11 protein-coding genes and 1 pseudogene (1 of these 12 running past the window's edge) are annotated in these 12,909 nt (G+C 73.2%); 6 read left to right on the forward strand and 6 right to left on the reverse strand.

Annotation, left to right across the window (positions count from 1 at the left end; translation table 11 throughout):
* The 4 genes and pseudogenes from ACFP3V_RS05130 to ACFP3V_RS05145 form a co-directional block, all read right to left on the reverse strand.
* Positions 1–496: pseudogene (locus ACFP3V_RS05130) on the reverse strand (phosphonatase-like hydrolase); it reaches 207 nt to the left of the window's first position.
* The gene (locus ACFP3V_RS05135) at positions 496–1,614 is read right to left on the reverse strand and encodes a TIGR03364 family FAD-dependent oxidoreductase (protein ID WP_380580173.1); all 1,119 of its coding nucleotides are present in this window, start codon (positions 1,612–1,614) and stop codon (positions 496–498) included. Before ACFP3V_RS05135 ends, ACFP3V_RS05130 begins: the two are co-directional and overlap by 1 nt.
* A 417-nt stretch (positions 1,615–2,031) precedes the next feature.
* Positions 2,032–2,781 (reverse strand): GntR family transcriptional regulator, encoded by a 750-nt coding sequence (locus tag ACFP3V_RS05140; RefSeq protein WP_380580175.1) that lies wholly within the window; start codon positions 2,779–2,781, stop codon positions 2,032–2,034.
* Positions 2,778–3,806, reverse strand: coding sequence for an adenosine deaminase (locus tag ACFP3V_RS05145; protein ID WP_380580177.1), 1,029 nt, complete (start codon positions 3,804–3,806; stop codon positions 2,778–2,780). The genes ACFP3V_RS05140 and ACFP3V_RS05145 overlap by 4 nt, the downstream gene beginning before the upstream one ends.
* 126 nt (positions 3,807–3,932) lie before the next feature.
* Here ACFP3V_RS05145 and ACFP3V_RS05150 point away from each other — a divergent pair, with 126 nt between their 5' ends.
* Genes ACFP3V_RS05150 through ACFP3V_RS05165 form a run of 4 tightly spaced genes read left to right on the forward strand, consistent with a single transcriptional unit; the run spans position 3,933 to position 6,888 of the window.
* Positions 3,933–4,259: a hypothetical protein gene (locus ACFP3V_RS05150; protein WP_380580179.1), complete on the forward strand. Its 327-nt coding sequence runs from the start codon at positions 3,933–3,935 to the stop codon at positions 4,257–4,259.
* Positions 4,256–5,536: a hypothetical protein gene (locus ACFP3V_RS05155; protein WP_380580181.1), complete on the forward strand. Its 1,281-nt coding sequence runs from the start codon at positions 4,256–4,258 to the stop codon at positions 5,534–5,536. The genes ACFP3V_RS05150 and ACFP3V_RS05155 overlap by 4 nt, the downstream gene beginning before the upstream one ends.
* Positions 5,533–6,231 (forward strand): hypothetical protein, encoded by a 699-nt coding sequence (locus ACFP3V_RS05160; protein ID WP_380580183.1) that lies wholly within the window; start codon positions 5,533–5,535, stop codon positions 6,229–6,231. Before ACFP3V_RS05155 ends, ACFP3V_RS05160 begins: the two co-directional genes overlap by 4 nt.
* 12 nt (positions 6,232–6,243) lie before the next feature.
* Complete coding sequence (locus ACFP3V_RS05165) at positions 6,244–6,888, forward strand: hypothetical protein (RefSeq protein WP_380580185.1); 645 nt, start codon at positions 6,244–6,246, stop codon at positions 6,886–6,888.
* Between the two features lie 7 nt (positions 6,889–6,895).
* Here ACFP3V_RS05165 and ACFP3V_RS05170 read toward each other — a convergent pair whose 3' ends face one another.
* On the reverse strand, positions 6,896–8,149 hold the full coding sequence (locus tag ACFP3V_RS05170) for a DUF445 domain-containing protein (protein WP_380580256.1): 1,254 nt from the start codon (positions 8,147–8,149) through the stop codon (positions 6,896–6,898).
* 122 nt (positions 8,150–8,271) lie between these two features.
* On the opposite strand from ACFP3V_RS05170, the gene ACFP3V_RS05175 reads away from it, so the two are divergent.
* Together ACFP3V_RS05175 and ACFP3V_RS05180 are read left to right on the forward strand one after the other, a co-directional pair.
* Entirely contained in the window at positions 8,272–9,432 is a 1,161-nt protein-coding gene (locus ACFP3V_RS05175) for an aminotransferase class V-fold PLP-dependent enzyme (RefSeq protein WP_380580187.1), read from the forward strand.
* A 260-nt stretch (positions 9,433–9,692) separates the two neighbouring features.
* Positions 9,693–11,843, forward strand: a complete 2,151-nt coding sequence (locus tag ACFP3V_RS05180) for an alpha-galactosidase (protein ID WP_380580189.1) — start codon at positions 9,693–9,695, stop codon at positions 11,841–11,843.
* A gap of 18 nt (positions 11,844–11,861) precedes the next feature.
* Here ACFP3V_RS05180 and ACFP3V_RS05185 read toward each other — a convergent pair whose 3' ends face one another.
* The gene (locus ACFP3V_RS05185; protein WP_380580191.1) at positions 11,862–12,851 is read right to left on the reverse strand and encodes an LppU/SCO3897 family protein; all 990 of its coding nucleotides are present in this window, start codon (positions 12,849–12,851) and stop codon (positions 11,862–11,864) included.
* Positions 12,852–12,909: the final 58 nt, after the last annotated feature.

Here is a 12,909-nt window from a genome sequence, read left to right on the forward strand (position 1 = left end):
TCCGCAGCAGCGCCGCCAGCGCCAGGTCGGGGTGGGGACGCCCGCGGCCGGCGTCCGAGGGAGCGAGGGCCAGGTCCGGCAGGTCCTCCCAGCCGAGCGCGGCGAGGATGCGCTGCTGGGTGGCCTTGGCGAAGCCGGTCGTGAGCACGACCGCCACGCCCTTCTCCCGCAGCGTGGCGATCGCCTCCGCCGCGCCGGGGATCGGCCGGCACCGGCCCTCCCCCACGAGTCGGTCGTACGCCGCCTCGAAGGCGCGGTTGGCCCGCTGGGCCGACTCCTCGTCACCGAACAGGCGGCGGAAGACGGAGATCTTGCTCTCGCCCATCGTCGCCCGCACGTCGGCCAGCATGGCCGCGTGGCGCTCGCTCGCCGGGTCCACGCCCAGCTGCGCCGCCGCGGCCTCGAAGGCGCTCTCCACCAGGCCGCCGTCGGACACCGTCGTCCCGGCCATGTCCAGCACCACGAGCTTGACGGCGCGGGTGGGTTGAGTCCCCATCAGAGTCCTGCCTCCTCGATCGTCTTCTCCGCCATCGCGGGCGACCCGGTCATGCCGCGCCCGCCCGGTCCCGTCACCAGCCACACACCCTCGCGGACCCGCTCCCGGTGCAGGACGGCCCCGGGGTCCAGGCACTGCGCGTACACCCCGGCCCAGCGGCGCCGCACCGTGACCGGCCGGCCCAGCAACTCCTCGACCAGGGCCTGGAGATAGGCGTAGGGCTCGTCCACCGTGTCGAAGGCGAAGGGCTGGTCGTACTCGTGCGTGTCGCCGATCGTCAGCGAGCCGTCGCCGCGCTGCACGAGCAGCAGCTGCATCCGGTGCGCGGACGCGGTCTCGTGCTGCGGCTGCGCCGCGTTGAGCGCGTCCAGGGCCGGGCCCTGGTAGGCCGGGTAGTACCGGAAGCTGTCGCCGTCCGCGACCGAGGTGGGCAGGTGCTCGCCGATCGGATCGGTCTGCATCATCTGCAGCCGCACCCGGCGCACCGGCAGGCGCGGCGCCAACTCCCGTACCAGGCCGCCCAGCCAGGCCCCGGTGCAGAGGAAGACGACGTCCCCCACGTGCGCCTCGCCGTGGTCGTCCCGGACGGCGTTCTCCCCGACGACCTCCCGCACCTCGCGACCGGTGAGCAGGGTGTACCGCCCGGACGCCGTCAGGTGCGCCTGCAGCGCGCGCTGGGCACCCCGCGGGTCCACCTGCGCGTCGTGCGGCGACCACAGCGCGCCGAGCAGCGGACCGCGCAGGAGCGGGTTCGCCTTGCGCGTTCCGGCCTCGTCCAGTAGCTCCCAGCCCCGGACGGCGGCGTCCGGCCGCGCGACGGCCTCGGCGGCGACGGCCCACTCGGCCTCGGTCCGCACGACGGTGAGCGAGCCACTGGCCCGGAACCCGAGCCCCGGCACCTCGGCGGCGATCTCACCCCACAGCTGACGTGCCCTCAGCGCGGTGTCCAGGTCCGGCCCCACGGACCGCCCGCCCACCCACACCAGCCCGAAGTTCCGGACGGAGGCGCCCCGCGCCTCCGGCTCCCGCTCCAGATGCACGACTTCGTGCCCGCGCCGGACGGCATGCCAGGCATGCATGGTTCCGAGCGCCCCTGCTCCTACGACGATGACCTTCACGCCCTCGACCTTCGATCGCCGGGGTGTCAGGACGACGCCCCTCCGGTGAACCCACCATGAACGACCAACGGCATTTGGCCTAGACCCGTTATCTTTTCGTTACACTCCCCTCCGGGTGCGCTCGGATCTACGCGACCGGCCCACCACCCGCGGGGGTCCGTCCGTGATTGCAGGCCGAACCTCCCCGAGTGGTGTGCTGCTCGCGATGGGGGCACCTCCCGCCCGAAGGGCGGGGGATGCTCGGGCCGCTCAGGGGCTCAGCGCCGTCGTGAAGCTGAAGCGGTCGCTCGGATCTATACGCGACCGGCCCACCACCCGCGGGGGTCCGTCCGTGATTGCAGGCCGAACCTCCCCGAGTGGTGTGCTGCTCGCGATGGGGGCACCTCCCGCCCGAAGGGCGGGGGATGCTCGGGCCGCTCAGGGGCTCAGCGCCGTCGTGAAGCTGAAGCGGTCGCCGCGGTACAGCGTCCGCACCCGTTCGAAGGGGACCTGGGCGTGGTCCCAACTCCTGCGGTGCAGCAGCAACATGGGCAACGCCGGCGGTGTCCCGACGAGCAGCGCCTCCCGCGGCGTGGCCAGCACGGTCTCGATCCGCTCCTCGCCGCCGCCGGAGGCGATCCCGCCCACCTCCCGCGCGTACGCGTAGAAGGACCCCTCGGGGTCGAAGTCCTCCGCGAGCCGGGGCAGGCGGGCCACCGGCACGTACGTGCTCTCCAGGCCCACCCGCTCCTCGTCGGCGAGCAGTACGCGCTCCATGTGCCAGACGCCGTCGCCGACTTCGATGGCCAGCTCCTCCGCCACGCCCGGTGAGGCGGCGAAGCGGTCCAGTCCGATCAGCCGGCGGCCGGGGGTGAGGCCCTGGCGGCGCACGCCCTCCGTGTAGCTGGCCAGCGACAGCGGCTGCACCAGCTTGGGGCCGGCCACCACCGTGCCCCGGCCCTGGCGCCGCAGCCGGCCCTCCAGCAGCAGCTCCCGCAGGGCCAGCCGCAGCGTCTCCCGGGCCACGCCGTACCGCTCGGCCAGGTCGCGCTCGGTGGGGATGACCGCCCCCTCGCCCAACTCGTCAAGCAGCTCCAGGAGTTGGGTCTTCGCCAGGTAGTAGCGGGGCATCCGGCCGTGCTCCGGCACCCCCGCGCGGACGGGCTCGCCCAGGGCCCGCTGCATCATCCGGCCGCCGTGCCCGCCGCGTAGGCGTCGATCTCGGCCAGGAGCTTCGCCTTGCCGCCGTCCTCCAGGAACGAGGACCGCACCGCCTGCCGGGCCAGCTCCGCGACGCCGGACTCGTCCAGGTCCAGCAGCTGCGCCGCAACTTCGTACTCGCGGTTGAGCGTGGTGCCGAACATCGGCGGGTCGTCAGAGTTGACCGTCACCGTCAGTCCCGCGTCGACCATCCGACGGATCGGGTGCTCCTCGATCCGCTCGACCACCCGCGTCGCGATGTTGGAGGTCGGGCAGACCTCCAGGGCGATCCCGTGTTCGCCCAGGTACTCCACCAGCGCCGGGTCCTTGACCGACTGGGTGCCGTGGCCGATGCGCTCCGCGCCCAGCACGCGGATCGCGTCCCAGACCGTCTGCGGGCCGGTGCTCTCCCCGGCGTGGGGGACGCTGTGCAGTCCGGCCGCCCGCGCCCGGTCGAAGTAGGGCTGGAACTGCGGGCGCGGCACGCCGATCTCCGGGCCGCCGAGGCCGAAGCTGACCAGGCCGTCCGGGCGCAGGTCCAGCGCCAGGCGCTCGGTGACCTCCGCCGACTCCAGGCCCGCTTCCCCGGGGATATCGAAGCACCAGCGCAGCACCACGCCGAGGTCGCGCTCGGCGGCGACCCGGGCGTCCTCGATGGCCTCCATGAAGGCCTCGCCCGGGATACCGCGGCGCACCGAGCTGTAGGGGGTGACCGTCAGCTCCGCGTAACGGATGTTCTGCGCGGCCATGTCCTCGGCCACGCCGTAGGTGAGCGCGCGCACGTCCGTGGCGTCGCGGATCAGGTCCACCACGGACAGGTAGACGTCGATGAAGTGCGCGAAGTCGGTGAACTCGAAGTACCGGGCCAGCTCTGCCGGATCGGCCGGCACCGCCGTCTGTCCCTCGTGGCGCGCGGCCAGTCCGGCGACGACCGCCGGCGAGGCCGATCCGACGTGGTGGACGTGCAGTTCCGCCTTGGGCAGTCCCGCGATGAAGCCCGACAGGTCCGACACGGTGGCACTCTCTCCTTCGTTCTCCCCCACGGTCCCTCAAAGCCTCTCACGGCTCATGGGGTAGGTTCGGTGCGACGTTCTGTCAGACCACGGACGAAGCAGTGCCACGGGGAGGGATCGTTCCGGATGGCCGACTTTTACCGCGTCGAACTCGACGTGCTGCACCGGATGGCGCAGGCGCTGACCCAGGCGGGCGAGCAGATGGAGACCGCGCTCAAGCAGATGGGCGCCGCCCGTGACGGGCAGATCGGGACGCCCGAACTCGACCGCGCCGTCCACGACTTCCAGGGCACCTGGGCCTACGGGCTGGGCCAGCTCAAGGAGGGCCTGCACAACACCTCGGAGGGTGTGCAGACCGCGTTCGACGCCTACCACCAGCTGGAGCAGGGGCTGTCGGACAACCTGAACCAGGTGCGCACCGGCGTCCTCGACCCGCTGGGGAGGTCGCTGTGAGCGCCCCAACGGCCGAGACGGGACTGGTCGACTACCCGCACCTGGGCTTCAACCCGGTGCCGGGCCGTCCCGACGACGTCTCCGCCGTCAACGCGACGCTGCAGCAGGCCACCGCCACCCTCAAGGAGGCGGGCGGGCTGCTCACCCAGGTCGAGCAGTCCGGCAGCGAGATCTGGCAGGGCGCGGCCGGGGACGCCTTCCGCTCGCACGTGGACCAGGAGTTGACGAAACGTCTCTCCACCGCGCAGACCTCGCTCGAGGACGCACTGAACATCCTCCAGGGCTGGTACAGCACCCTGGTCTCGCACCGCACTTCCGCCGCGCAGCTGGACACCGAGGCGGCCGAGGCGCAGCAGTCGCAGCAGCAGGCGCAGATCCAGCTGGAGCAGGCGCAGGCCAACCCTGACCTGCAGCTGGCGGGGCGTCACTTCGACACCGACGCCGAGCTGCAGAGCGCCCAGAACCGGCTGGACGCCGCCGTCCAGGGTGTCGACACCGCCAGCAGCGCGCTGAACGACGCCAACGGCCGGCTCGAGTCGATCATGCGGCGCGCGCGTGAACTCCAGTCCGAGCACGAGGCGGTGGCCCGCCGCGCCGCCCAGGCCATCGAGCACGCGGCCCATGACCTGGCCCCGCACAAGCCCGGTCTGTTCAGCCGGATGTGGAACGACATCAAGTCCGCGGCGAAGGCGGTGGGCGACTGGGTGAAGAACCACCTGGACGCCATCCACTCGGTGCTCTCCACCATCTCGGCCGTGGCCGGCCTGCTGGCACTGATCACGCCGCCCCCGATCGACGTCATCGCGGGCGCGGTCGCCTTGGTAGCGGGCGCGGGCGCGCTCGCGGTGGACGCCGCCAACCCCAAGTTCCGGCACGGCATCAGTGAGCTGCTGCACGGCCACTTCAACAAGGAGTCGCTGGGCGCGGCGATGACGGGCGTGGGCGACGTGCTCTCGGTCGTGCCGGGCGTCGGCGCGCTGGGCAAGACCGGCGTGGCCGCGGTGAAGGGCCTGCGTGCGGGCGAGGAGGCGGCCTCGGTCGGCATGCGCGCCTACGACGCCGCCAAGCTGGCCGTCAAGGACGGCGGCTTCATGGCCAAGCAGCTCGCCAAGAACCCCAACATGCAGAAGCTGGTCACCACGCTGAACCTGCCCAGCCTGGCGCCCAAGGTCGGCGCCGGGGCCGTGGACGCCATGCAGTGGGGCGCCGGGGTGGTCTGGAAGACCAAGGGCGCGCTCAGCCACGTCTACAAGGACGTCAAGGAGGCCACCTCGTGAGCCGCATCGCCGACCTGCTCGCCGCCCCCACCGAGGAGCCGGGCGAGGCCGTCCCGCTGTGGACGGTCGTCCCCGACGGCTACGCGGCCCTGCCCCTGCACGACATCGAGCCGACGCTGGACCTCGCCTACGGCCTGATCACCGAGCTGGCCCCCGCCGAACTCCAGCCCAGCGTGGCGCCGGTGCTGGGCTCCCTCCTCCAGCTGCTGACGGACCTGTCCCAGCGCAACGCCGCCTACTGCGGCCTGGGCCGCCATGTCTCGGCCGCGGACGGCGAGTTGCTCACCTCCACGCTGGTCCTGTCCGCCCACCGGACCGGAGGCCAGGGCGACCCGCGCAAGCTGCTCGGCGAGTTCGTCGAACGGATGGCCGGGGACGACTGGGAGGGCGAGGTCGACATCGCCGACGTCAACGGCCGCTGGATCCTCTTCCGCGAGGCCGTGCTCGACCTGCCCGCACCGCAGCTGCCCGGCGCCCCCGAGCAGCCCGAGGACGCGACGGCCCCGGTCGCCCTGATCGAGGCACTGGTGCCGAACGACGACGGCAGCGTGCTGGCCGCGATCGAACTGGCCACCCCCTTCCTCGCCCACACCGGCGAGTTCGGCCCCATGGTCGCCGCCCTCGCGATCGACCTCTCCTTCGAGGAGCCCGCCGCACCGGCCCCGGCCAGCAGCATCACCGCGGCACTCGGCTGAGAGGATCGGGGCATGGTCGAAGAAGAGCGGGAACGGGCCTCGATGTTCCGGGGCAGCGAGAAGTTCCAGGCCTGGCTGCGGGCCGAGCGGGAGCAGGCGGCCGAGTTGCTGCTGGGCCGGTTCCCCTGGCAGGAGTACCCGTACAAGCGCGGCAAGTGGCGCCGGGACACCATCCAGTGGCCCTTCTGGAGCGAGTGGAAGCAGACCGCACAGAGCCTGCTGCTGCTCGACCCCGCGACGGGACGGGGACTGGGCGAACTGTGGGACGTCGAACCGCCGTCCTGGCTCGGTGAGCACGGCACCAGCGGCCGCATCCAGGTCGCCGGCGACCCGCGCCTCTTCGCGCTGGTCTCGCTGACCGACCGGCCCGACCGGGCCCATCTGGCCATCCACCGGCGCTACTTCACGGAGAACCCGGTCCAGCTCTTCCACCGCCTGGTGGGCGGCGATCTCTCGCTCAAGCCGTACTACGACGCGGACGTGGAGCCGGTCCGCTACGGCGGCTCCCTCTGGCTGGCCGACCGCCCGCAGGAGCCCACCCGTGCCGACGGCTACCACTGGCACCGGTGGGACTCCGACGACCCGGTCAGCTACAACCGCGACAACGGGAGCATCTGGGCGCGCTACCGCCGCGAGACGAAGAACCGTCCGTCCTGACCCGCCGTCAGACCACGGCGGTCAGCGTGTGGATGAGCACGCCCGCGATCGCGCCGACCACCGTGCCGTTGATGCGGATGAACTGGAGGTCGCGGCCGACGTTCGCCTCGATCTTGCGGGAGGCGTCCGCCGCGTCCCAGCTCGCCACGGTGTCGGTGATCAGCGAGGTGATCTCGCCGCGGTAGGTGTCGATGACGTGCTCGGCGGCGTCCTGCAGCCAGCCGTCCAGCTTGGCCTGCAGCCTGGCGTCACGGGCCAGCCGCGCACCGAAGTTGGCGACGCCGTCGCGGATGCGGCGGCGCAGCTGGCTGTCCTCGTCGTCGGCGGCCGCCAGGATCATGCCGCGGACCGCGTTCCACGCCGAGGCGATCAGGTCCTGCACCTCGGGCCGCGCCAGCAGCTGGGCCTTGGCGCGGTCGATGCGCGCGATCGTCGCCGCGTCGGACTGCAGCTCCTGCGCGAAGTCGGCCAGGAAGCTGTCCACCGCGCCGCGCGCGGGGTGCTCGGGGTCGTCGCGCACATGGGTGACGAAGCGCAGCAGCTCCTTGTAGCCCTGGACGCCCACCTGACGGTCGATGAACTTCGGCGTCCAGCCGGGGGCTTCGGAGCTGATCGTGGAGATCACCTGCTCGCGCCGCTCCACCAGCCAGTCGTGTGCCCGGTTCACCAGCAGGTCCACCACGCCCTTGTGGCCGCCCTCGGCCACGATCCGCTCCAGCAGCGCGCCGACCGGCTGGGCGACCGGCTGCGCCTGCGCGCGGCGGGTGACCGCCTCACCGACGACGGCCTGGACGTCCTCGTCGCGCAGCACCGCCAGCGCGCCGCGGAGGGCTGCGGCGGCCTCCCGGGTCACCCGCTCCGCACTGCCGGGCGCGGAGAGCCACTCGCCGAGCCGCCGGGCCGCGCCGAGCGCGCCGAGCCGGGCCCGGACCACCTCCACGGACAGGAAGTTCTCGCCGACGAAGTGGCCGAGGCTGCGGCCGAACTGGTCCTTCTTGGTCGGGAGGATCGCGGTGTGCGGGATCGGCAGCCCCAGCGGACGCTTGAACAGCGCGGTGACGGCGAACCAGTCCGCCAGCCCGCCGACCATGCCGGCCTCCGCCGCCGCCTGGACGTAGCCGGCCCAGGAGCCGGCATGCGAGCGGACGGCCCAGGTGCTCAGCACGTAGAGCACGGTCGCCCCCACCAGGAAGCCGGTGGCGACCAGCTTCATCCGCCGCACCCCGCGCTGTTTCGCCTCGTCGGCGGCGGTGTAGCGCATGGCGGGCGACAGGGCTGCCGTATCGTCCGTACTCGGTTCCACTGTGTCCACGGTGTCCACGCTCCCAGTCTTATCAGTCCTACTGCACTACCGGACGATCACCGAGAGGCGGAACAGCAGGCGTGTCCACGTCCTCCACTCCCCCGGCCACGGGGGGCCTGTCCCAGTACGCGGAGCACTTCGTCGAGCCCGAGGGCTATCTGGACTTCCCCCGCTTCGGGCCGCCGTCCGCGGACGTCGTCGAGTTCACCCACCGGCTGCTGGGGCACGCCGCGCACGCCGGGCCGGACACCGTGGACCGGCTGATGGACCAGGAACTGAGGGCCCGTCAGGCAGCCGCGCGGCTGATCGGCCTCGACCCGGCGCGGGCCGCCACGCTCGACCACGTCATCCTGCTGCCCAACGCCAGCCTGGGTCTGTTCCACGCGGCACTCGGCCTGCCGGACGGTCTGGTGCTGGTCCCCGAACGGGAGTTCCCGGCCAACCTCTACCCCTGGGAGCGCAGCGCCGCGCTCGGGCGGGCACGCGCCGTGCCGCTGCGCCCGGACCCCGAGGGCAGGATCACCCCCGACCTGGTCCGCGCCGCGCTGACCCCGGAGGTGGTGGCGCTGTCCGTCTCGGCGGTGGACTACCGCACCGGCTTCCGCGCCGATCTCGCCGCGCTGCGGGAGGTGCTGGGCCCGGACCGGCTGCTGGTGGTGGACGCGATCCAGGGCATGGGCGTCACCGAGAACGCCTGGACGGCCGCGGACGTGGTGGTGACGGGCGGTCAGAAGTGGCTGCGGGCCGGGTGGTCCACGGGTTTCCTGTACGCGTCGGCCGAGGCGCTGGAGCGGCTGGAGCCGGTGCTGACCGGCTGGACCGGCGTCCAGGACGCCGGCCTCTTCGACGGAGCCGTCCATCCGGCGGCGGAGGGCGCGCAGCGCTTCTCCGTCACCAACCTCAGCCCGGTGACGGCCGGAGCCTTCGCGGAGGCACTGGAACTGGTGCTCCGGGCGGGCGTGCCCCGCATCGCCGCGCACATCGCCCAGCGGACGGCGGAGATCGCCGACACCGTGCGCGCGGCGGGCGGCGTCGTCCTCTCCCCCGAGGCGCCGCACGAGCGGGCGGGCATCGTCGCCTTCGCGATGCCGGGCCTCGATCCGGCCGCCGTGACGGCCTCGCTGCGCGACCACGGCCTCACGTTGACGGCCCGCCCGGACCAGTTCCGCGCGAGCGCCCACGCCTCGACGACCCTGGCCACCGTGGACCGCCTGCTGGCGGCGCTGACGGCCGCCCGGTGAGCCGTCGGCACCGCCCGTGCCCCCAACGCACCCCGACGCCGCCCGTGCCGCCGCGTCACGCCCGGGTACGGGGACGCTGGATTCGGGCGCCACGGCACCGCGCCGCTCCCCGCGGTCCCCGGTCCCTCCGGTGCGGATCACCGGCTGAGACCCGTCTTCCCGCGGCACGGGAAGGCAACTAGGCTCGCCACGATCTACCGCCACAGACCGACAGAAGTCCACAGAAGCCACCGCGCAGCCGCCGCCCAGGAGTGCCCCGCATGGATCGTCGCCCGACGCCGCCCGCGCCCGCCGTCAGCCACGACCCCACCATGCGGACGTGGCTGCTGCGCACGCCGAACTCGGCCTACGCCCTGCGCATCGACCCCGACGGCACACCCCGGCACGTCCACTGGGGCGGCCCGCTGACGCTCCCTCAGGTCGCGGCGCTGCCCGTCGCCGCCGTTCCGTCCCGCACGGGGTTCGAGGGCCGCTCCCCCTTCACCGGCGAGGAACTGCCCGTGGACGGCGCGGACCGCTACGGCGTCCCCTCGCTCCAGGTCCGCTTCGCCGACGGCACCCGCGCGCTGGAGTGGGCGGTGGCCGAACCCGCGGCCGAGCAGCCGGAACCCGGCACGCTGCTGCTCCACTTCACCGACCCGCACTACCCCTTCCGGATCACCCTCGGCTACCGGGTCCACCCGGACACCGACGCCGTCGAGCGCTGGACCGAGCTGCGCAACGACAGCGCCACCGAAGCCGTCACCGTCCTCCGCGCCGACTCCGGGGCCTGGTCGCTGCCCGCTCGCGAGAGCTACCGGATGACGCATGCCGCCGGCCTCTGGGCCGCCGAGACGCAGCTGCAGCGGCACGAGGTCCCCGTCGGCGAGACCGTGCTCGGCAGCCGCACCGGGGCCACCGGGCACCGGGCGCAGCCCTGGGTGCTGCTCGACGCCGGCGACGCCACCGAGACGGCGGGCCAGGTGTGGTCCACCGCCCTGGCCTGGAGCGGAAGTTGGCGGCTGACCGTGCAGCGCGGCGCGGAGGGCGGTGTCGGCGTGACCGCCGGAACGGGGCAGGACGGCGCGGCCGTGCTCACCCTGCAGCCCGGCGAGCGCCACACCACCCCCTCCGTCCTCGGGCTCTACTCCGCCGAGGGCTTCGGCGGCGCGTCCCGGGCCTGGCACCGGCACATCCGCGCCCACGTGCTGCCGCACCCCGACGAGACCCGGCCCGTCCTCTACAACTCGTGGGAGGCCACCTACTTCGACGTCACCGAGGACGGGCAGCGCCGACTGGCCGCGCTGGCGGCCTCGGTGGGCGTCGAGCTGTTCGTCATGGACGACGGCTGGTTCGGCTCGCGCCGCGACGACCGCTCGGGGCTGGGCGACTGGACGCCCTTCCCGGGCGCGTTCCCCGACGGCCTGCAGCCGCTCGTGGACGAGGTGCACCGGCTGGGCATGAAGTTCGGTCTCTGGGTGGAGCCGGAGATGGTCAACCCGGACAGCGACCTCTACCGGACCCACCCCGACTGGGTGCTGCACTTCCCGCACCGCCGCCGCACCGAGCTGCGCAACCAGCTGGTGCTCAACTTCGCCCGGCCCGACGTCGTGGACTGGGCCTACGGGTGGCTGACCCGGCTAGTCGCCCGGCACGGCATCGACTACCTCAAGTGGGACTTCAACCGCCCGTTCAGCGAGGCCGGTTGGCCGGACGCGCCGCACGGCGACCAGGACCGGCTGCTGCTCGGCCACGTCCGCGGCTACCACTCGGTCCTCGACCGGCTGCGCGCCGACCACCCGCAGCTGCGCGTCGAGGCGTGCAGCGGGGGCGGCGGCCGGGTGGACCTCGCGGTGCTGGCCCGCACGGACCAGGCCTGGATCTCCGACAACACGGACGCCTCGGACCGGCTGACGATCCAGCACGGCTACAGCCACCTGTACCCGGCCCGGACCATGGCGGCCTGGGTCACCGACGTGCCCAACCACCAGACCGGCCGCAGCGTTCCGCTGCGCTTCCGCTTCCACAGCGCGATGGCGGGCGTCCTGGCCTTGGGCGGCCGGCTGACCGACTGGAGCCCCGAGGAGCTCAAGGAGGCCGCCGAACTCGTCGCCGAGTACAAGTCGTTCCGCCACGTCGTCCAGCACGGCGAGCTGCACCGGCTGCGCCCGCCGCGCCTGGACGGGCTGACGGCGGTCCAGTACGTCACGCCCGGCGGCGCGGAGGCGGTCGTCCTCGGCTGGCGCCGGCAGGCGCCGTTCGGCCTGCCCACGCCGCCGCTGCCGCTGCGCGGGCTGTACCGCGACGCCGACTACCGCGACGCCCGCACCGGGGAGGTGCGTCCGGGCGCGGTGCTGCTGGAGCACGGCCTGGACCTGCCGCTCCCGTGGGGCGACTGGTCCTCGGCCGTGGTCCATCTGGTGCGGGTCTGACTCCGCGTCAGCGGGTGGTCAGCCCTGGAAGGGGGCGAGGCAGAGGGTGTAGTCCGAGCCGCCCTCGCTCTCGGAGTAGGTCTCCTCGGCGGCGCTCGGGCAGGCCTTCTGGTTGTCGTAGCCGTCGACCTTGGCCAGCACCTTGTAGGTGTCCGGGCCGCAGGCGGTCTTCTTCACATCGGGGTTGTCCGTCGTGCCCTGGTTGACCACGCAGTCGCCCGCCTTGGCGTACTGCGGGCTGGAGGCGCTCGCCGCCGCCGAGAGGGCGATGGCCGCGATGAGGACGACCAGCGCCGCGATCGGGATGAGGAAGCCGAGGGCCGCCGGACGGCGCAGCAGCGGCTGGCCCGGGTCCATCTGCTGGCCGGGCTGGCCGGGCGCGGGGGCCGGCAACTTCTTGATCTTGTTGTAGGCGAAGAGGTTCCGCAGCAGGATGAAGGGCGTGATGATGGCGGAGCCGTAGCCCCACCAGCCCTGCCACAGCGTGTCCGCCGTGAGCCGGCGGACGCTGGCGATGCCGCAGGTGCGGCAGAAGGGGCCGCGCAGGTGGCGCCACTGCATGATGACGATCATGCCGCGGTGCGCCCGCACGGTGGTGTCCACCGCCGGATAGGCGCCGCAGAAGCGGCAGTTGACACCGTTGGGCTCCGGCGGCGCGCCCGCGAACTGCGGCTGCTGCTGGAACTGCGGGTACTGCGGGGGGAACTGGTCCTGCGGCGCGGGCGGCGGGGGCGGGACCGGCTGCCCCCAGCCGGCGCCCTGCGGGGGCGCCTGCGGGGGCAGCGGGGCCTGCGGGGCCTTCGCGAACGCGTTGTCCGCGACCGGCTGTCCGTAGGGCTGGGGTTGGGCGTAGGGCTGGGGCTGGCCGTACGGCTGGGGCTGCGGCTGGGCATAGGGATTACCCGGGGCCGGCTGGGCGTACGGGTTCCCGGACACCGGCTGGGGCACCGGCTGCGGCGCCTGCGGCGGGTACGGGGCGGCGTACGGATTGTTCGGCGGGGAGGACATCTGGGACACCTTGGGTCTAGGCAGGGTCAACCACTCGAAACTGACGGTGCATCATCAG

It is taken from the genome of Streptacidiphilus monticola (genome assembly GCF_042658505.1).
Lineage (GTDB): Bacteria > Actinomycetota > Actinomycetes > Streptomycetales > Streptomycetaceae > Streptacidiphilus > Streptacidiphilus monticola.